A 19,254-nucleotide genomic window follows, 5' to 3' on the forward strand; every position below is an offset into this window, starting at 1 on the left:
ACGTAGCCGCTGCCCAAGCGTGCGCGCTGCCAACGCTGCTTGAGCGGCTCGCACTCTTCAATCGCCGCGCAGTCATCGGGTCAGCGGTCACACCACGAAAGGAGAGCCCGCGCTGCGGGCGTCAGTGCCCATGCTTTATCGCCGTTTTGAAAAACTGATCGATATCTTCCGCGAACCGCCCACCTCTGCGCCACCCGCGACGGTCTGGGCGTTTTATCTGTATTACTTGCGTCAGGTCTGGCCAATTTTTGCCGCATTGCTGGTGGTCGGGCTGGTGGCAGCGCTGATTGAAGTTTCCCTGTTCAGTTACCTGAGTACCTTGATCGACTTGGCTCAAGGCACGCCCAACACTGACTTTTTCAGGGTCCACAGTGCCGAGCTGATTTGGATGGCCGTGGTGGCGCTGATCATTCGCCCGGTCTTTTTCGGCCTGCACGATTTGCTCGTCCACCAAACCCTGAGCCCCAGCATGACCAGCATGATCCGCTGGCAGAACCATAACTATGTGCTCAGGCAGAGCCTGAATTTCTTCCAGAACGACTTCGCCGGGCGCATCGCCCAGCGCATCATGCAAACCGGCAACTCGTTGCGCGACTCAGCTGTGCAGGCCGTCGATGCCCTGTGGCACGTGCTGATCTACGCCATCAGTTCGCTGGTGCTGTTTGCCGAGGCGGACTGGCGCCTGATGATTCCGCTGCTGACCTGGATCGTGCTGTATATCGGTGCACTCTATTACTTCGTGCCGAGGGTCAAGGAACGCTCCGTGGTGTCCTCCGATGCGCGCTCCAAACTGATGGGCCGCATCGTCGATGGCTACACCAACATCACCACCCTCAAGTTATTTGCCCATACCCATTACGAGCAGCAGTACGCCCGCGAAGCCATCATTGAGCAAACTGAAAAAACCCAGTTGGCCAGCCGTGTCGTGACCAGCATGGACGTCACTATCACCAGCATGAACGGCCTGTTGATTGTCAGCACCAGCGGCCTGGCCTTGTGGCTGTGGAGCCAGTCGCTGATCAGCGTCGGCGCCATCGCCCTGGCCACGGGCCTGGTGATTCGTATCGTCAACATGTCCGGCTGGATCATGTGGGTGGTCAATGGCATCTTCGAGAACATCGGCATGGTCCAGGATGGCCTGCAAACCATTGCCCAGCCGGTGGCGGTCACTGACCGCGAAAACGCCCCCCGCCTCAGCGTGACCCGTGGCGAAGTGCGTTTCGAGCACGTGGATTTCCACTACGGTAAACGCAGCGGGATCATCAGCGACCTGAACCTGACCATCAAACCCGGAGAAAAAATCGGCCTGATCGGCCCATCAGGCGCGGGTAAATCGACGCTGGTCAACTTGTTGCTGCGGCTGTATGACCTGCAAGGCGGCCGCATCCTGATCGACGATCAGAACATTGCCGAGGTGACGCAGGAAAGCCTGCGCGAACAAATCGGCATGATCACTCAAGACACCTCGTTGCTGCACCGCTCGATCCGCGACAATTTGCTGTATGGCAAGCCGGACGCCAGCGACGAAGAATTGTGGGCCGCCGTGCACAAAGCGAGGGCCGATGAGTTCATCCCGCTGCTGTCCGACGCACAGGGCCGCACCGGTTTTGACGCCCATGTGGGCGAACGCGGGGTCAAATTGTCGGGTGGGCAGCGCCAGCGCATTGCGATTGCACGGGTGCTGCTTAAAAATGCGCCGATCCTGATCATGGACGAAGCCACCTCAGCGCTCGACTCTGAGGTTGAAGCGGCGATTCAGGAAAGCCTCGAAACCCTTATGCAAGGCAAAACCGTGATCGCCATTGCCCACCGGCTGTCCACCATCGCCCGCATGGACCGGTTGGTGGTACTGGAAAAAGGCCGTATCGCAGAAAGCGGCACCCATGCCGAATTGCTCGCCCATGGCGGTTTATATGCACGTCTGTGGCAACATCAAACGGGTGGCTTTGTCGGTATCGACTGATCCAAAAAAACACCGCATGTAAACCCCCTGAAACACATCGCCAGGGCCCGGTTTTAAAGGGCTCTGGCTTTTTTATGGGCAATGGAAAATCCGTTGCCGACTGCTGTAATGAATAAAGGATTCGGAGGAATTCTGTCGTTAAACATGCAGGATGCGCCCAGTGATCACTGATAGATCAAGCCATCTATCCAGGACCCTGACATGAACCTGTTCAAACGCTCCATCACAGAGTTGATCGGCACTTTCTGGTTAGTCCTCGGCGGGTGTGGCAGCGCGGTACTGGCCGCTGCTTTCCCTGATGTCGGCATCGGATTGCTCGGGGTCGCGCTGGCCTTTGGTTTGACGGTGCTAACGATGGCTTTCGCTATCGGCCATATTTCCGGGTGTCACCTCAATCCCGCCGTGTCGTTCGGCTTATGGGTAGGCGGACGCTTCCCGGCCAAAGAACTGCCCGCCTACATCGGGGCTCAAGTTGTGGGCGGGATCATTGCCGCCAGCGTGCTGTATTTCATCGCCAGCGGTAAACCCGGGTTCGACCTGGCCGTCAGCGGGCTGGCTGCCAATGGCTATGGCGAGCACTCGCCGGGGGGTTATTCCATGACCGCAGGGCTGGTGTGCGAACTGGTGATGAGCAGCATGTTCATTCTGATCATCATGGGCGCCACGGATAAACGGGCACCGGCCGGGCTGGCGCCGATTGCCATCGGGCTGGCGCTCACCCTTATCCACCTGATCTCGATTCCCGTGACCAACACCTCAGTCAACCCCGCCCGAAGCACGGGACCGGCGCTGATTGTGGGAGGCTGGGCGATTCAACAACTGTGGATGTTCTGGCTGGTGCCACTGGTGGGCGCGGCCATCGGCGGGCTGACCTACCGATGGCTGGGCAAGGAACACCACTGACGCGCAACGAGGCGTGGCTCAGGCCTGCCGGTAGGGCAGCGCCGACCTCGCCTCATCGGCGTAAGCCATTACGCCCACGCGTTCGCGCTCCAGAAAATCGCTGACAGCGGCTTTGAGCCCCGGATGCCGCAGGTAGTGCCATGAGTGCGTAATCACCGGTTCAAAGCCGCGGATCAGCTTGTGCTCACCTTGAGCGCCGGCATCGAAACGCTGAATACCGTGGGCGATGGCGTACTCCATGCCCTGGTAAAAACAGGTTTCAAAGTGCAGACGATCGAATTCGGCCAGGCAGCCCCAGTAACGGCCGTACAGACTGTCGCCCCCTACCAGACTGAACGCCATGGCAACCGGTGTAGTGCCCTGTTTGGCCACTACCACGCGGATGGCTTCAGGCATGCGTTCGGCCAACAGGCTGAAGAACTCGCGGGTTAAATACGGGGTTTGTCGACGCACGGCGTAGGTGTGCGCGTAACAGGCGTAGACGAAATCCCACTGCGCCTCGCTCACCTGTCGACCTTCTAGCCACTCAAATGCAACTCCTTGCCCCGCGACCTGCTCGCGTTCCTTGCGCATTTGTTTGCGTTTGCGCGAACTGAGCGCATCGAGAAAGTCTTGAAAATCCCGGTAATCACGGTTTTGCCAATGAAACTGGCAGCCCAGACGTTGCAGCCAGCCGGGCTGTTGCGCCAGCGCGCTGTCTGCCAACGGGTCAGTGAAATTGATGTGCGCGCCGGACAGCCCTTCGACCTCCAGATAGCCGGGCAACGCCGCCAACAACTCACGCCCTTGCTCGGCACTGGCGGCCAATAGGCGCGGCCCGCTCACAGGACTGAAAGGCACGGCAGTCAACAGCTTGGGGTAATACTCAATACCCGCACGATCGCAGGCGTTGGCCCACTCGTGATCAAACACATACTCGCCATAGGAATGCCATTTGCGATAACTGGGCAACGCGGCCTGCAAGGTGCCGTCCGCGTAATGCAACAAATGCTCGGGCTGCCAGCCTGAGTGCGGGTTCAAGCTGCCACTGTCTTCAAGCGCGCTGAGAAAAGCATGACGCAAAAAAGGTTGGGAGGTCGGGACCAAGGCATCCCATTCAGGGGCGCTGATAGCCGACAGACTGTCCAGACGATGTAACGGCATTGAGGGGCTCCGGCACGCGCTTCAGAGCGGCGATGGTATCACCCCGCCAGTGTTTGAAAACGCCCTTGAACACCTTGTGCCTGATAGCGACTACCGCAATAAACAGGGTCTGGGCGACACCTCATCATCCGACAACGCCTGCGAACCGAGGGCTGGAACGGTGTCACGGACTTGCTATCATTTTGCCACTTTTCTGTCATATCCAGCCGCGATACTGGCGCCGCTTCTTAGAGCGCGGGGTTATGAGTGGACGGCTGCCAACACGCCAATAACACACTCGCCCCGCACCCATTTTGAGCCCACCAAGGGCCGTTTTTCCGGGGATGGTCATCGCCATTCCACCACTGGGAGATTCATATGCGTCTTGTATCTACACGGGTTGCGGCGGGACTATGTGGCGGCCTGGCGTTAGCCATGAGTATTCCGGCCAGCGCCGGAGTCGATGCCAAACTGCTGGAAATGCTCAAGGCAAACGGGTCCATCTCCCCAGGGCAATACGCCGAGTTGCAAACCGAACTCGCCAGTGAAAAACAGGCTCAGCAGGAAGCTGCCGCCAATCAGGTGAAAAAATCCGACCTCAGTGCGTTTGAACAAAAAGTGGCCTGGGCCGCCAAGACCGAGTTCAAGGGTGACGTGCGGGTGCGCCATGAAAACATCAAAATCGACGGCGAGTCCGACGGCAAGAACAAGGACCGCCAGCGTATCCGTGCACGCCTGGGGGCATACACGCAGATCAACCCGCAAGTGAACACCGGCATTCGTATCGCCACCGGCGGCGGAGACGATGCGCGTTCGACTAACCAGGACCTGGACAACTATTTCGACAAGAAACAGCTGTGGCTGGATCAGGCTTACATCGACTATCACCCGACCGCCGTCAAAGACTTGCACTTGATCGGCGGCAAAATGCCACAACCCTGGGTCAGCATCGGTGATGTGATCTGGGACAGCGATATCAACCCCGAAGGCGTCGCCGCGACGTACAAACACGACCTGGGTAACAGCGGTGTCGAAATGTTCGGCAGTGCGGGTTACTACACCCTCAAGGACAACGTCGACGGCGAAGGTGTGCAGTTTCGTCACGACCTGAGCATGTATGCCGGCCAGTTGGGTACACGTTTCGCACCCAACGACAGCCTCAAAGTAACCTTGGGCGGCAGCGTGTATGGCTACAAAAACGACGATGACAGCAAGTGCCCGACCACTGGCACCAAAACCACGCCGTGCGCACTGGCCGTCAATGGCAACAGCACCAGCGAATTCCGCCTGTATGAAGGTTTTGGTCAGGTCGACATCGCCAACCTGCCACTGCCTCTGTCGCTGTACGGTCAGTACGTGCACAACGCCGCCACCGACAGCGATCAGGACGACGCTTGGCTGGTGGGTTTCAAAAGCAAGCTGGATGCCTTCAGCCTGGACTACAACTACCGCGACGTTCAACGTAACGCCGTGGTCGGTGCCTTCACTGACTCCGACTTTGCCAACGGCACCACGGGCTCGCGTGGGCACAAGGTCAAACTGGGTTACGAAATCGACAAGAACTTCGGTGTCGGCGTGACGTACTACCTGACCAAGGCCGACTACGCCACCACAACGCAGAAAGACGCGAACACCAACACCCTACAACTGGATGTAGAAGCCAAGTTCTAAACAACACTGGAATTAAAGAAACGGCGCCGTCGATCCCCTCTCATCCGTCGACGGCGCCTTGTCTTTAATCCCTTTGTTTGTGACCCGACCGCTCACGCAGCATTCGCTCAATCGTCGCCTCCAAATCCGCTGGCGGTGCCTGCGGCAAGCGTTTGAGGGTGGCATTGAGCAACCGCATTTGCTTGATGAACCGACGGCAGTTGGGGCAAAACAGTAAATGATGACGCACCAGCAACCGCTCACGAAAGGTCAACTGGCCATCCAGATAGTCACTTGAACGCGCTACTTGCTGCTTGCAGGTCAACATTCACCGGTTTCCTCGAAATGCTCCACCGTCGCAAAGACTTTAAGCCGGGCCCGATGTATCAGCACCCGGGCATTAGAGAGCGTTATCTGCAGCAGATTACAAATCTCTTCCAGCGCCAACCCCTCGCGCTCACGCAACACCAGCACACTGTTTTGCAACTGCGGCAGGCTGAGCAGCGTGTGCTCCAGGCACTCGCGCAGTTCGTCCTCAGTCAGCAAGGCTTCCGGGGTGTCCTGATGCCAGGCAAACGGCGCCAACAGCCAATGGCCATCACTGGAGAAACGGTCATCGTCAACACTGCCGTGGGGCGACGGCAGGTCATCAAGTAGCACTTCGCGCCGGTTCTGCTTGTAACGGTTTTTGGCAGCGTTGGCCGTGATCGTCAGCAACCAGGTTTTCAGGCTGGAACGGCCTTCGAATCCATCCAGGTTGCGCACGACCGACAGCCAGGCGTCCTGCACGGCTTCATCGGCGTGACGGGTGCCGACAATCGCAAACGCCACGGCACGCATGGCGCCTTGATAGGTGCTGACCAGTTCGCGAAACGCGCGTTCTTCACCGGCCAACAGGCGGGAAAGCAGTTCAGAGTCAGCCATCAGGCCTCACAATGGCAGGGCCGCTGCCACACGCGGGCAACGCCCCTGCGACGGGATTAACGCTTGCGCAAGATCACGCTGCCGATGGAGTAGCCCGCACCGAACGAACTGAGAATGACCAGCGCGCCGCCGGGCAAGTCGTCCTGGTATTTGTGGAAGGCAATCACCGACCCCGCCGAACTGGTGTTGGCGTAGGTATCAAGAATCACAGGTGCTTCTTCAACGGAGGCTTCACGCCCCAGCAAACGCTTGACGATCAGGTGGTTCATGCTCAGGTTGGCCTGGTGCAGCCAGAAACGCTTCACGTGCGCCACGTCCAGCTGGTTTTCTTCCAGGTGCTGCCCGATCAGTTCGGCCACCATCGGGCACACGTCACGGAACACTTTGCGCCCTTCCTGCACGAACAGTTTGTCCGGGCTGTCAGCAGGTTCGTCCGAGGCGCGATTGAGGAAACCGAAATTATTGCGGATGTTGTTCGAAAAGGTCGTCAGCAACTTGCTGCTAACGATGTCGAATTGATGCGCAGAGGTTGCCAGGTCGGCACGTTCGATGACCACCGCCGTGGCGGCATCACCAAAGATGAAGTGGCTGTCGCGGTCACGGAAGTTCAGGTGGCCGGTGCACACTTCCGGACTGATCAAGAGCACCGCGCGGGCCTGGCCCAACTGCACACTGTTGCTGGCGGTCTGGATACCGAAAGTCGCGGACGAGCAGGCGACGTTCATGTCAAAACCAAACCCCTGAATGCCCAGCGCGTGTTGCACTTCAATAGCAATGGCCGGGTACGGGCGTTGCAAGTTGGAACACGCCACGATCACACCGTCGATATCGGCAGCGGTTTTGCCTGCGCGCTCCAACGCCTGTTTCGCCGCGCCAACCGCCATTTCGCAGAGCACCGACATTTCGTCATTGGAGCGCTCCGGCAAGCGCGGGCGCATGCGCTGCGGGTCAAGGATGCCGTCCTTGTCCATCACAAAGCGGCTTTTGATGCCGGACGCTTTTTCGATAAAGGCCGCGCTGGATTCAGCCAGAGGCTGGATCTCACCGGCCTCGATGGCAGCCGCGTGTTCGGCGTTGAACTGTTGCACATAGGTATTGAAAGACTGCACCAGCTCTTCGTTGGAGATGCTGTTGGCCGGGGTATACAGGCCGGTGCCGCTGATGACGACGTTATGCACGGTCGTTCCTCTGTTCTGTTCAAGCAGAAAATATTGGTACTTTCGTACCAAATCATAAAAGGACTCACCCCGGACAAGGGAAGTGAAGTGCCTTGGGTCCTGTTCGTGTCTGGATGTTATAGCCGCGAAGTTTGCCATAAACGGCAACATTTGCGTTATAGCCGCAATGATGCCCCTGACCCTGTAAAGGGGCCAGGGTGATGGTTAAGCCTCTACCTGACTCCACTGCTTGCTCAGGCGTTTGTCAGAAATCGGCACCTTGGTGCCCAGCTGCTGACCGAACAGCGACACCCGGTATTCTTCCAGCCACCAGCGGTACAACTCCAGTTGCGGGTCGCGCTTGCCTTCCTGCGCATGCTTGGTTGCTCGGGCCTGATACTGCGCCCACAGCCCGCCGAGTTCGCCACTCCACACCCGGTCTTTTTGCACCTGACCCGGCAGTTTTTCCAGGCGCAACTCAATGGCCTTGAGGTAACGCGGCAGTTCCTTGAGCCACATCGGCGGGGTTTCCCGAACAAATCCCGGGTACACCAAATGGCTCAGTTGCTGCTTGATGTCATTCAACGCCACGGCTTGGGCCAGGTCGATCTTGCCTTTGAAACGCTTTTGCAGGCCGTGCCACAGTGTGAGGATCTCCAACGTCAGCTTCGCCAGTTTCTCCGCATGCTCCGTCCAGCCTGCGCGCTTGCGCTCGGCCAGCGAAGCCAGCCCGGCGCCATCACGAGGCAGCACGGCCTCGCCCTCAAGAATGCAGCTGTCGAGGCTGGCCAGCAGAATGTCTTCCACCAGACTGTCGACCCGTCCCAACTCACGGTACAGCAAGCCCAGCTCGGTCAGCCCCGGCAACTTGCCCCGCAGGAACTTCGCAGGCTCCGACAACTGCTGCATCAACAAGCGTTGCAAGGCGCGTCGATGCTGGTATTCCGCCTCGGCCGGGGTCGAGAATCGACCTTCCTTGACCGTATTGCCCTCTTCTACCAGCGCCGGGTACACCGTCATTGAAAGACCGGCAATCTTTTGCTGGGTTTTCTCCGCCACCGGGGCAAAGACTTTGGCTTCCACGGGCTGCTGGCTTTTGGCGCTCTGCGGCACCGCAAGGGCGGCCTGGCTGGCTTCAGCAAATCGCGCGGTCAGTTCGGCCAGATCGCGGCCCTCGCCAAGGAACTTGCCATTGGCGTCGACGATCTCCAGGTTCATCCGCAGATGGCTTTCGACCTGCTGCGCGGCCTCGGCCCACGCCTCATCACTGACCCGCGCGCCCGTCATGCGCAGCAGTTCACGTCCTAGCGCTTGTGGCAACGAGCCCTGACCAAACTCCATACGCTGCAAGGCAGCCTTGACGAAGTCCGGCACCGGCACGAAGTTTTTGCGCAAAGCCTTGGGCAGACTGCGCACCAACGCAATGCACTTGGCCTCGATCATCCCCGGCACCAGCCATTCCAGGCGCTCGGGCGGCAGAACAGACAGCAGCGGCGCTGGCACTTTGACTGTCACGCCGTCACGGGGGTGATTGGGCTCAAAGTGATAACTGAGTTCCAGCGTCAACTCCCCCAGCCGCAACGTGTCCGGGTAATGCTGGGCGGTAATTTCAGTGGCCTCGCGGGCCAGCACGTCTTCTTCTCGCATGATCAACAGCTGCGGGTCTTTCTGGCTGTTGACCCGGTACCAGCTGTCGAAGGTCGCGGTCTGATGGATCTCGGCGGGCAAGCGCGCGTCGTAGAACGCAAACAGCGTCTCTTCGTCCGCCAGAATGTCACGACGGCGGGCTTTGGCCTCAAGTTCGTCGAGCTGTTCCAGCAACCGGGCATTGGCCGCCAGGCACTTGGCCCGCGACTGGATCTCACCGCGTACAAGGCCTTCGCGGATAAACAGCTCGCGGGACAACACCGGGTCAATCGGCCCGTAATGCACAGGGCGACGGCCCACCACGATCAAACCGAACAGCGTGATTTGCTCAAATGCCACCACTTGGCCGCGTTTTTTCTCCCAGTGCGGCTCAACGTAATTCTTTTTGACCAGATGCCCGGCCAATGGCTCGATCCAGTCCGGTTCGATCTTGGCCACCATGCGCGCATACAGCTTGGTGGTTTCCACCAGTTCGGCGGTCATCAACCATTGCGGGCGTTTTTTGCCCAACCCCGAAGACGGGTGAATCCAGAATCGACGCTGACGCGCGCCCAGATAATCGCCGTCTTCCGACTTCTGTCCGATCTGGCTGAGCAAACCCGACAACACGGCTTTGTGCAGTTTCGGATAATCCGCCGGTTCTTTATTGACCGACAGTTGCAGGTCACGGCAGATCAGGCTCAGTTGGCGGTGAGAGTCGCGCCACTCGCGCAAACGTAGGTAGTTCAGGAAGTTCTTGCGGCACCAGTTGCGCAGAGGGCTGGCGGTCAGCGCTTGGCGCTGCTCTTCAAAACCACGCCACACATTGATCAGCGCCGCAAAGTCCGAATCCACATCCTTCCATTGCGCGTGGGCCTGATCGGCCGCCTGCTGACGCTCCGGTGGACGTTCGCGCGGGTCTTGCACCGACATCGCACTGGCCACGATCAACACTTCCTGCAAGCTGCCGAGCTTCGCCGCTTCAAGCAGCATGCGCCCCATGCGCGGGTCGACCGGCAGGCGCGCCAGTTGGCGCCCCAGTGGGGTCAGCTGGTTCTCGCGGTTGACGGCGGACAGCTCCTGCAACAGGTTGAAGCCGTCCGTGATGGCTTTGCCGTCTGGCGGTTCGATGAACGGGAACGCGGTTATTTCCCCCAGACGCAAGTGCAGCATTTGCAGGATTACCGCAGCGAGGTTGGTGCGAAGAATCTCGGGATCGGTAAATTCCGGGCGCCCGTTGAAGTCTTCTTCGGCGTATAAACGCACACAAATCCCCGGCTCAACCCGCCCGCATCGGCCTTTGCGCTGATTGGCGCTGGCCTGGGAAATGGCTTCGATCGGCAAACGCTGGACTTTAGCCCGGTAGCTGTAGCGACTGATGCGCGCGGTGCCGCTGTCGATCACGTAGCGAATGCCCGGCACCGTGAGGGACGTTTCCGCCACGTTGGTCGCCAGCACCACGCGGCGCCCAGGGTGTGATTGGAAGATCCGCTGCTGCTCCGCCGGAGACAGTCGGGCATACAACGGCAGGATTTCGGTGTGCTTGAGCTGGGCTTTGCGCAGCATGTCGGCAGCATCGCGGATTTCACGCTCGCCGGGCAAAAACACCAGCACGTCGCCGGGGCTTTTGCGCTCATGGCGTTCATGGGCAGCAATTTCGTCCAGCGTCGCAATGATCGCCTGATCGACGCTCAAGTCCTCTTCGACGCTGTTGCCCTCCTCGTCCTGCTCCGAGGTCAACGGGCGATACCAGGTCTCGACCGGGAACGTGCGGCCAGACACTTCCACGATGGGCGCATCGTTGAAGTGCTTGGAAAAACGCTCCAGATCGATGGTGGCCGACGTAATGATGACCTTGAGGTCCGGACGCCGGGGCAGCAGGATTTTCAGGTAACCGAGCAAAAAATCGATGTTCAGGCTGCGTTCGTGGGCTTCGTCGACGATGATCGTGTCGTAGCGTTCCAGAAAGCGGTCGTGCTGGGTTTCGGCCAGCAGAATCCCGTCGGTCATCAATTTGATCAGCGTGTTGGAATCGCTTTGATCCTCAAACCGCACCTGATAGCCGACCAGCGCGCCCAACGGCGTACCCAGCTCTTCGGCCACGCGACTGGCCACGCTTCGGGCCGCGATGCGCCGGGGCTGCGTATGGCCAATCAAACCGTGCTGACCGCGCCCGATTTCCAGACAGATTTTCGGCAACTGGGTGGTTTTGCCTGAACCGGTTTCACCGGCCAGAATCAGCACTTGATGCTTGAGCAGCGCGGCCTTGATCTCATCGCGCTTGGCGGCGATCGGCAAATGTTCGTCATAGCGAATCAACGGCACACTGGCCGCCCGCGCTGTCACCTGCGCGCACGACGCCTCGACCCGCGCTACCCAGGCTGCCAGCTTGGCGTCGTCCGGTTTTTTGCGCAGCTCGTGCAACTGCCGACGCAGCTTGTGGCGGTCGGCAATCATGGCGTGATCGAGGTTTTTCAACAGCTTGTCGATAGCAGGCGATTCGTCAGTCATCAGGTGCGTAAAAGTCTTGGTAAATGCAGGGGGCGGATTGTCGCAGATTTAGGGTGCCAAGCACGAATCTGTAGCAAAACGGGGCTAATTTGAAGGTAGCAACGAGGCGTCAAAAAACGCCAACCCTGTCAAATTCTCTGAGAGGTGCAAGGTCGTCCGATACCCTCACCCCCGACGCCGATAAGGAAACACGTCCATCACCTTGCCAGACGCGATGGAGGCTTGGAGGCCTTTCCAGTAATCGGCGTCGTAGATCTCGCCGTGCAGCTCGTCGAACAAACGGCGCTGGCGGGCATCGGCAAACAGGAACGGCGGAAACTCTTCGGGGAACACGTCCAGCGGGCCTATGGAATACCACGGCTCGCTGGCCATTTCGTCTTCAGGGGTGCGCGGTTGGGGGATGTGGCGGAAGTTGGCTTCGGTCAGAAAGCAGATTTCGTCGTAGTCGTAGAACACCACTCGGCCGTGGCGGGTGACACCGAAGTTTTTCAACAGCATGTCGCCCGGGAAGATGTTGGCCGCCGCCAGTTGTTTGATCGCCAGCCCATAGTCGTCGAGGGCTTCACGGATTTGCGCGGGGTTGGCGTGTTCCAGGTACAGGTTGAGCGGGGTCATGCGCCGCTCCGTCCAGCAGTGGCGAATCAGTACCGTGTCGCCTTCAACTTCAACCGTGGAGGGAGCCACGTCCAACAGTTCGGCCAGGCATTCGGGTTCGAACTTGCTGAGCGGAAAACGGAAATCCGCGAACTCCTGGGTGTCGGCCATGCGCCCGACCCGATCCACGCTTTTGACCAGCCGGTATTTCTCGATGACCGTGGCCCGGTTGACGTTTTTCGAGGGTGAAAACTTGTCCTTGATCAGTTTGAACACGGTGTTGAAGCCCGGCAGGGTAAACACGGTCATGACCATGCCGCGCACGCCGGGGGCCATGATGAAGCGGTCATCCGTGGTGGCCAGGTGGTTGATCAGGGCGCGGTAGAACTCGGACTTCCCGTGCTTGTAAAAACCGATGGAGGTGTAGAGTTCGGCAATGTGCTTGCCCGGCAGGATGCGTTTGAGAAAGCCGACAAACTGCGCTGGCACTGGCACGTCGACCATGAAGTACGAACGGGTGAAGGAGAAGATGATCGACACCTCGGCTTCATCGGTGATCAAGGCGTCAATCTGAATGCCCCGTCCTTCGCGGTGCAGCAGCGGGATCACCAGCGGCCACTGTTCGTCGCGGGTGTACAGACGCCCCACCAAGTAGGCCCCTTTGTTGCGATACAACACCGAGCCAAACAGTTCGATGTGCATGTCCGGGTCTTTGCACACCCAGTCGGGCAGATTTTCACGCAGGTGTACTTCCAGCCTTCGCACATCCCCTGGTAAATCGGCGTACGGCTCGCTGAACGCAAAGTCACTGAAGATCTGCGTGAGTGTGAGGCTTAACTGCCCTGCAGGGCGATATGTCCGGGTTTGTGCGGCCCGCGGCTGACGCAAGGCCGGGCGCGTGGTGTGAATAAACATGCACTCGTCGCTGATCAGGTCGTGGCTGAACAGGCTGCAAAACGTTGAGTTGTACCAAGTCTCGGCCAACTCATCGTCCAGCCGCGGGTCAATCAGCCGGATGTAAGCGCGCTTGACCAACGGCCACTGGCTGGCGTCCAGCAACCCCTGTTCACCGAACGCCGATTGCAAGCGCTGGCTGACCTGACTGACTTTTTGCTCGTAGAGGTTGATCCGTGCCGCTGAAGCCTCCTGCGCGTCCTGCCACAGCGCACCTTCAAAACGGGCACGGGCACCGTCTGTGATGTGCCGAAAGTGCTCACGGTAATCATCGAAGCCATCGAGAATCAGTGTCGCGATGGCGTCGGCCGGCCAGGTACGGGGCATGGGTGAACCTCTGCACGAACGTCGTTGATGGGGGTGTTCGCCTGAGCTTAGAGGCCAATTGTTACCAGACGCAACCATTGCCTTGTGCGCTGCATCCCCTACACTGCCCGCCACCAAACGCGTAAGGAAACAACCGTGAAACTCGTCGATATCGTGCGCATGCTGTCGCTAGCAGGCATTTGGGGCGCCAGCTTTTTGTTTATGCGGATAATCGCACCGGTTCTCGGCTCCCTACCGACCGCTTTTTTTCGTGTGTCCATCGCGGCCACCGGCTTGTTGGTCATTCTGGCGCTGATGCGCGTTAGTTGGAATTTCGGCGGTAAGTTCAACGTGGTGCTGATTCTCGGGGTCATCAACTCCGGCATACCGGCCACGTTGTATTCCGTGGCAGCCCAAGTGCTACCTGCCGGGTACTCAGCCATTTTCAACGCCACCACGCCGCTGATGGGGGTGTTGATTGGCGGTCTGTTTTTCAGCGAAAAACTCACGCTGACCAAAATGGCGGGGGTGTTTTTGGGCCTGCTGGGGGTGGGTATTCTGACCCGGGCGGGGCCTGTCGCGTTTGACATGGATTTGCTGATGGGCGCCCTCGCCTGCTTGCTGGCTACGACCTGCTACGGTTTCGCCGGCTTTTTGGCGCGCCGCTGGCTGGATCAACAAGGCGGCCTGGACCCGCGACTTTCAGCGCTGGGCAGCATGCTCGGGGCCACGCTGTTCCTGCTGCCGCTGTTTGCGGTCAGCCTGATCCATCAGCCACCCGCCAGTTGGGGCGGGATGAGCGTGTGGTTGTCTCTGTTGGGGTTGGGCCTGTTGTGCACAGCGTTTGCGTACATTTTGTACTTCCGGCTACTCACCAGCATCGGCCCGGTCAAGTCCATGACCGTGACCTTTATGATCCCGCCGTTCGGCGTGCTGTGGGGCGCGCTGTTTCTGGACGAACCGTTGTCGATGGCGCATGTGTATGGCGGGCTGCTGATCGCCGTGGCGCTGTGGTTGGTGCTCAGACCCGCCCGGCCCTGACAAAGGAATGAAGCACGCTGCGAAGCAAGCCGAAGGCTCCCTTCGCAGCCTGGGTCAGCGATTACGCGGTTTTACGAAACACAAACATCAGGCCAACGATGATCATGGCCATGCCCAACAGGCTCAAGGCTGCGAGGGTATTGCCGAAAATCAGGTAGTCCAGGACCGCCGTGACGGCAGGCACCAGGTAAAACAGGCTGGTGACATTGACCAGGTTGCCCCGCGCAATCATCCGGTACAGCAGCAAGGTGGCCAGCACCGAGACCACCAGTCCCATCCACAGCACCGGTATCACAAAGCCCGCGCTGTACTGAATGCTGAAGGGTTGAAACGGTACAAACAGTGCACATACCACTAACCCGGCGAAGTACTGCACCGGCAAGGTGCCCAGCGGGTTATCAGTGATGCGCTTCTGCATCAGGGTGCCAAGGGTCATGCTCATCAACGCCAGTACCGCCAATAGCATGCCCTGCCACGACATCCCGGCCAGACCGATGCTTTGATAGACCACCAGAATCAGCCCGGCCAACCCCAGAAACAACCCCAGCAGTCGACTCCAGGACTGGCGCCGCTCCAGGATCACGGCGGTCAGAATCGGCTGGACGCCCATGACCGTGGCCATCACACCCGGCGTGATGTGCAGAGCCAGCGCCAGCATATAAAAAATCTGGTAGGCGCCCAGCAAGACGGCGCCCGTGACCAACGCATACCACACCGCTCGGGCACCTCGCGGACGCTGGAGCTTGAGCAACGGGATCAATAGCACCAGCGCCAGTAACGCGATGGCAAAGCGAATCAACAAAAAAGCGAAGGGCGACGCGTGGGCCAACCCCCATTTGGAAAAAATCGCGCCGCTGCTCCACAGCAACACAAACGCACAGGTGGAGGCAGCCGCCAGCGCGGATTCTTTTGAGATCGAAAACATGAGTAACACCTGTCATCAGGCAAAAAAGCCAACTCAGCCAAGGCTGAAGTTCAGTGGTTTTCAGACGGGTACGGGCAACCGACGACTCGGCTCAGCCCGTCACAACACCCGGTGGCGATACGACCACGTACACCACAGTGCTGCTGACAGGAGGGGGATAGTGACTGATCTGCCCCGGTTGCTGATTCGCACACGGCACTGCGTCAGCAGTGACTGCTGAATCGACAACGCGGCGTGGAAGGGAAACCGGCATGAGCTGATCGCTGTGAAGGGTAGTGAGCGCCGACTACAACCAGCGCCCGATACAATTTGCAATACGTTAACCGAACAACCAGCGCCACAGCAGCACCAGCACCAGCACCGCCAACACCGGGCGCAAGATGCGGTACAGCTTGGGGTTACGGCGTTTCCACTGCTTGACCACGCCACTGAAGCGATCGCTGAAGCGTTTGCTCCATGCGTAGGCTTTGTTAATGCCGCCTACACGTTCGTCATCCAGGTTTTGCGGCGCGGTGGCTTTGCCCAACTGAGCGCTGACCCAACGGTTGATGTGGGTCATGATGCGATTGGTCAACGGGCGCTCCACGTCACAGAACAGGATGACGCGGGTGATGTCGGTTTCGTTTTTGACCCAGTGCACGTACGTCTCATCGAACATCACGTCTTCGCCATCACGCCATGCGTACTCCTCGCCGTCCACAAAGATGCGGCACGCATCGGAGTTGGGCGTCGACAGCCCGAGGTGATAACGCAGCGAGCCGGCAAACGGGTCACGGTGCGGGTTGAGGTGACTGCCGCCCGGCAACAGCGCAAACATCGCGCCTTTGACGTTAGGAATGCTGTTGACCAGCGCCACGGTTTTCGGGCACAGCAGCTCAGCGGAAGGCAATGGCTTGTCGTACCACTTGAGGTAAAAGCGCTTCCAGCCTTTTTTGAAGAAAGAACCGAAACCTGCGTCGTTGTTCTTCTCGGCGGCGCGGATATAGCCTTCGTCGAACAGGTGCATGGCTTCTTCACGGATTTCCTGCCAGTTGTCCTTGAGGATATCCAGCTCGGGGAATTTGCTGCGGTCCAGATAAGGCTTGGAAGGCACACCGGAGAACAGGTACATCAAGGCGTTGTACGGCGCGAAAAAAGCGGAGTGGTTGACGAACTGACGCAACACCGGCAAACGCGCCTTACCGCGCAAATGCACGTAAAGGATGCTGCCGACAAACAGCAGTATCAGCCCTGCCTTGATGGCGAAGGATAAGGTCATGCAACAACTCCTCGAAAAAACTGTGCGGCACCGATAGCCCGATGTGGCAGCCGGGCATGATAAACACTACCGGCGCAGGACAAAACCCGCGTGATCCAACATTCAGTGTTAAGCATTACGTAACAGCGCATTAAATAGCATAAGCCGAGGGGAAATCGCTTGATGTGAGTCAGGCAAAGCCCGTTGCAGACGCAGGGTGCGAAAGGTGCGATGCGTGCACAAGAACGCTTTGCACTCCCCCTTCGCAGCCTGCAACAGCAACTACAGTGCGTCTTACTGCTCGAGTTCCTGCTCACTGAACAGGTCGCTGAACAAGAAGCTCGACAGGTAACGTTCGCCCGAGTCCGGCAGGATCACGACAATGGTTTTGCCCTGCATTTCCGGCTTTTCAGCCATACGCACGGCCACCGCCATGGCCGCACCGCAGGAGATGCCGCACAGGATGCCTTCTTCATCCATCAGGCGCCGCGCCATCACCTTGGACTCATCGTCACTGACCAGTTCGACCTGATCGACGATCGACAGGTCAAGGTTTTTCGGCACAAAACCGGCACCGATGCCCTGGATTTTGTGCGGCGCAGGCTGAATTGCCTGACCGGCCAGCGCCTGGGTGATGACTGGCGAAGTGATGGGTTCAACGGCAACTGACATCAGCGGTTGACCCAGTGTGTGCTTGATATACCGCGAAATACCCGTAATCGTGCCGCCCGTGCCCACACCTGACACCAGTACATCGACACGCCCGTCGGTGTCGTTCCAGATTTCAGGGCCAGTGGTTTTTTCGTGGATTGCAGGGTTGGCCGGGTTTTCGAATTGTTGGGGCATAAAGTATTTCGATGGGTCGCTGGCCTGGATTTCAGCAGCCCTGTCGATGGCGCCTTTCATGCCTTTGGCCGGCTCAGTGAGGACCAGCTCGGCGCCCAGCGCCTTGAGCACTTTGCGACGCTCAAGGCTCATGGATGAAGGCATGGTCAGCATCAGTTTGTAACCGCGTGCAGCGGCCACAAAGGCCAAGCCGATACCGGTATTGCCCGACGTGGGCTCGATGATGGTCATGCCTGGCTTGAGCACACCGCGACTCTCGGCGTCCCAGATCATGTTGGCGCCTATCCGGCATTTAACCGAATACCCCGGGTTGCGCCCTTCGATCTTGGCCAGAATAGTGACGCCACGGGGCCCTATGCGGTTGATCTGTACCAGCGGCGTATTACCGATGGATTGAGCGTTATCTGCAAAAATGCGACTCATGACGGGGGGTCCCTTATGCACTTTTCGGAAAGGCTTCAAGGGTAGGCTTCGTGTTCGCGTGCGTCCAGTCATGCCGTGACGGCCCGTTCACAGACTGAATGAGGCGTTTGCGTTCACGCAACGCGGGTGCCGCGTTATAGTCGGACATGCTTTTTTATTAGTCACCCGCCCTGCCCTGTGCAGACCGGGGTCATGGTTTGAGGATGTGCAGATGAAGTTTGAAGGTACCCGCGCCTACGTGGCCACTGATGACCTGAAGCTGGCGGTCAACGCGGCCATCACCCTGGAACGCCCGCTGCTGGTCAAAGGCGAGCCCGGCACCGGCAAGACCATGCTGGCCGAGCAACTGGCCGAGTCCTTCGGTTGCAAGCTCATCACCTGGCACATCAAGTCCACCACCAAAGCCCATCAGGGCCTGTATGAATACGATGCGGTAAGCCGCCTGCGCGACTCCCAACTGGGCGTCGACAAAGTCCACGACGTGCGCAACTACCTGAAAAAAGGGAAATTGTGGGAAGCCTTTGAGGCCGAAGAACGGGTGATTTTGCTGATCGACGAAATCGACAAGGCCGACATCGAGTTCCCGAATGACTTGCTGCAAGAACTCGACAAGATGGAGTTCTACGTTTACGAGACCGACGAAACGATCAAAGCCAAGGTGCGCCCGATCATCATCATTACCTCCAACAACGAGAAAGAGCTGCCGGACGCCTTCCTGCGCCGCTGCTTCTTCCACTACATCAGCTTCCCTGACCGCACCACCCTGCAAAAAATCGTCGACGTGCATTTCCCCGACATCAAGAAAGAACTGGTCAGCGAGGCGCTCGACGTGTTCTTCGATGTGCGCAAAGTGCCCGGCCTGAAGAAAAAACCGTCGACTTCAGAGCTGGTGGATTGGCTCAAGCTGCTAATGGCCGACAACATTGGCGAAGCGGTATTGCGCGAGCGTGATCCGACCAAGGCCATCCCGCCGCTGGCGGGCGCGCTGGTGAAAAACGAGCAGGACGTGCAATTGCTTGAGCGCCTGGCGTTCATGAGCCGTCGCGGCAATCGTTGATGGACCCGAGGCGAT

General features: G+C 58.8%; 14 protein-coding genes. 5 read left to right on the forward strand and 9 right to left on the reverse strand.

Annotated features, from left to right (window positions below; all coding sequences use genetic code 11):
- The first annotated feature begins 130 nt into the window (after window positions 1-130).
- Window positions 131-1,963, forward strand: a complete 1,833-nt coding sequence (locus HBN61_RS01985; protein ID WP_169963571.1) for an ABC transporter ATP-binding protein — start codon at window positions 131-133, stop codon at window positions 1,961-1,963.
- A 201-nt stretch (window positions 1,964-2,164) separates the two neighbouring features.
- Window positions 2,165-2,866, forward strand: coding sequence for an aquaporin Z (gene aqpZ, locus HBN61_RS01990; protein ID WP_094992342.1), 702 nt, complete (start codon window positions 2,165-2,167; stop codon window positions 2,864-2,866).
- Window positions 2,867-2,884: 18 nt separating this feature from the next.
- Here aqpZ and HBN61_RS01995 read toward each other — a convergent pair whose 3' ends face one another.
- Window positions 2,885-4,009 (reverse strand): GNAT family N-acetyltransferase, encoded by a 1,125-nt coding sequence (locus tag HBN61_RS01995; protein WP_170046056.1) that lies wholly within the window; start codon window positions 4,007-4,009, stop codon window positions 2,885-2,887.
- Between the two features lie 357 nt (window positions 4,010-4,366).
- Here HBN61_RS01995 and HBN61_RS02000 point away from each other — a divergent pair, with 357 nt between their 5' ends.
- A complete protein-coding gene (locus HBN61_RS02000; RefSeq protein WP_169963575.1) occupies window positions 4,367-5,659 on the forward strand; it encodes a putative porin in 1,293 nt (430 codons plus the stop codon).
- Window positions 5,660-5,723: 64 nt separating this feature from the next.
- On the opposite strand, the gene HBN61_RS02005 is transcribed toward HBN61_RS02000, so the two are convergent.
- The 5 genes from HBN61_RS02005 to aceK form a co-directional block, all read right to left on the reverse strand.
- Window positions 5,724-5,966, reverse strand: coding sequence for an anti-sigma factor family protein (locus tag HBN61_RS02005; protein ID WP_169963577.1), 243 nt, complete (start codon window positions 5,964-5,966; stop codon window positions 5,724-5,726).
- Entirely contained in the window at window positions 5,960-6,562 is a 603-nt protein-coding gene (locus tag HBN61_RS02010) for an RNA polymerase sigma factor (RefSeq protein WP_094992346.1), read from the reverse strand. Before HBN61_RS02010 ends, HBN61_RS02005 begins: the two co-directional genes overlap by 7 nt.
- Window positions 6,563-6,618: 56 nt before the next feature.
- Window positions 6,619-7,740, reverse strand: coding sequence for a beta-ketoacyl-ACP synthase III (locus HBN61_RS02015; RefSeq protein WP_170046057.1), 1,122 nt, complete (start codon window positions 7,738-7,740; stop codon window positions 6,619-6,621).
- A 204-nt stretch (window positions 7,741-7,944) separates the two neighbouring features.
- Window positions 7,945-11,856: an ATP-dependent RNA helicase HrpA gene (gene hrpA / locus HBN61_RS02020; RefSeq protein ID WP_094992348.1), complete on the reverse strand. Its 3,912-nt coding sequence runs from the start codon at window positions 11,854-11,856 to the stop codon at window positions 7,945-7,947.
- Window positions 11,857-12,021: 165 nt separating this feature from the next.
- Window positions 12,022-13,731: a bifunctional isocitrate dehydrogenase kinase/phosphatase gene (gene aceK, locus HBN61_RS02025; RefSeq protein ID WP_170046058.1), complete on the reverse strand. Its 1,710-nt coding sequence runs from the start codon at window positions 13,729-13,731 to the stop codon at window positions 12,022-12,024.
- 135 nt (window positions 13,732-13,866) lie between these two features.
- Here aceK and HBN61_RS02030 point away from each other — a divergent pair, with 135 nt between their 5' ends.
- Window positions 13,867-14,751: an EamA family transporter gene (locus HBN61_RS02030; RefSeq protein ID WP_170046059.1), complete on the forward strand. Its 885-nt coding sequence runs from the start codon at window positions 13,867-13,869 to the stop codon at window positions 14,749-14,751.
- Window positions 14,752-14,812: 61 nt separating this feature from the next.
- On the opposite strand, the gene HBN61_RS02035 is transcribed toward HBN61_RS02030, so the two are convergent.
- The 3 genes from HBN61_RS02035 to cysK form a co-directional block, all read right to left on the reverse strand.
- Window positions 14,813-15,676, reverse strand: a complete 864-nt coding sequence (locus HBN61_RS02035; protein WP_170046060.1) for a DMT family transporter — start codon at window positions 15,674-15,676, stop codon at window positions 14,813-14,815.
- A gap of 319 nt (window positions 15,677-15,995) precedes the next feature.
- Entirely contained in the window at window positions 15,996-16,934 is a 939-nt protein-coding gene (locus HBN61_RS02040; protein ID WP_169963581.1) for an aspartyl/asparaginyl beta-hydroxylase domain-containing protein, read from the reverse strand.
- A 273-nt stretch (window positions 16,935-17,207) separates the two neighbouring features.
- On the reverse strand, window positions 17,208-18,182 hold the full coding sequence (gene cysK / locus HBN61_RS02045) for a cysteine synthase A (protein WP_170046061.1): 975 nt from the start codon (window positions 18,180-18,182) through the stop codon (window positions 17,208-17,210).
- Window positions 18,183-18,393: 211 nt separating this feature from the next.
- Between cysK and HBN61_RS02050 the strand changes: the two genes are divergently transcribed.
- Window positions 18,394-19,239 carry an AAA family ATPase gene (locus tag HBN61_RS02050; protein WP_094992354.1) on the forward strand — a complete coding sequence of 282 codons (846 nt, stop codon included), beginning with the start codon at window positions 18,394-18,396 and terminating at the stop codon, window positions 19,237-19,239.
- The last annotated feature ends 15 nt before the right edge of the window (window positions 19,240-19,254 follow it).

Source organism: Pseudomonas sp. WS 5071, assembly GCF_012985765.1.
GTDB lineage: Bacteria > Pseudomonadota > Gammaproteobacteria > Pseudomonadales > Pseudomonadaceae > Aquipseudomonas > Aquipseudomonas lundensis_A.

Coding starts and splice junctions, on each gene's coding strand:
- HBN61_RS02040 (WP_169963581.1), bottom strand. CDS start 16,934: ATGACCTTATCCTTCGCCATCAAGGCAGGGCTGATACTGCTGTTTGTC.
- aceK (WP_170046058.1), bottom strand. CDS start 13,731: ATGCCCCGTACCTGGCCGGCCGACGCCATCGCGACACTGATTCTCGAT.
- HBN61_RS01995 (WP_170046056.1), bottom strand. CDS start 4,009: ATGCCGTTACATCGTCTGGACAGTCTGTCGGCTATCAGCGCCCCTGAA.
- HBN61_RS02035 (WP_170046060.1), bottom strand. CDS start 15,676: ATGTTTTCGATCTCAAAAGAATCCGCGCTGGCGGCTGCCTCCACCTGT.
- HBN61_RS02010 (WP_094992346.1), bottom strand. CDS start 6,562: ATGGCTGACTCTGAACTGCTTTCCCGCCTGTTGGCCGGTGAAGAACGC.
- aqpZ (WP_094992342.1), top strand. CDS start 2,165: ATGAACCTGTTCAAACGCTCCATCACAGAGTTGATCGGCACTTTCTGG.
- HBN61_RS02000 (WP_169963575.1), top strand. CDS start 4,367: ATGCGTCTTGTATCTACACGGGTTGCGGCGGGACTATGTGGCGGCCTG.
- cysK (WP_170046061.1), bottom strand. CDS start 18,182: ATGAGTCGCATTTTTGCAGATAACGCTCAATCCATCGGTAATACGCCG.
- hrpA (WP_094992348.1), bottom strand. CDS start 11,856: ATGACTGACGAATCGCCTGCTATCGACAAGCTGTTGAAAAACCTCGAT.
- HBN61_RS02005 (WP_169963577.1), bottom strand. CDS start 5,966: ATGTTGACCTGCAAGCAGCAAGTAGCGCGTTCAAGTGACTATCTGGAT.
- HBN61_RS01985 (WP_169963571.1), top strand. CDS start 131: ATGCTTTATCGCCGTTTTGAAAAACTGATCGATATCTTCCGCGAACCG.
- HBN61_RS02050 (WP_094992354.1), top strand. CDS start 18,394: ATGAAGTTTGAAGGTACCCGCGCCTACGTGGCCACTGATGACCTGAAG.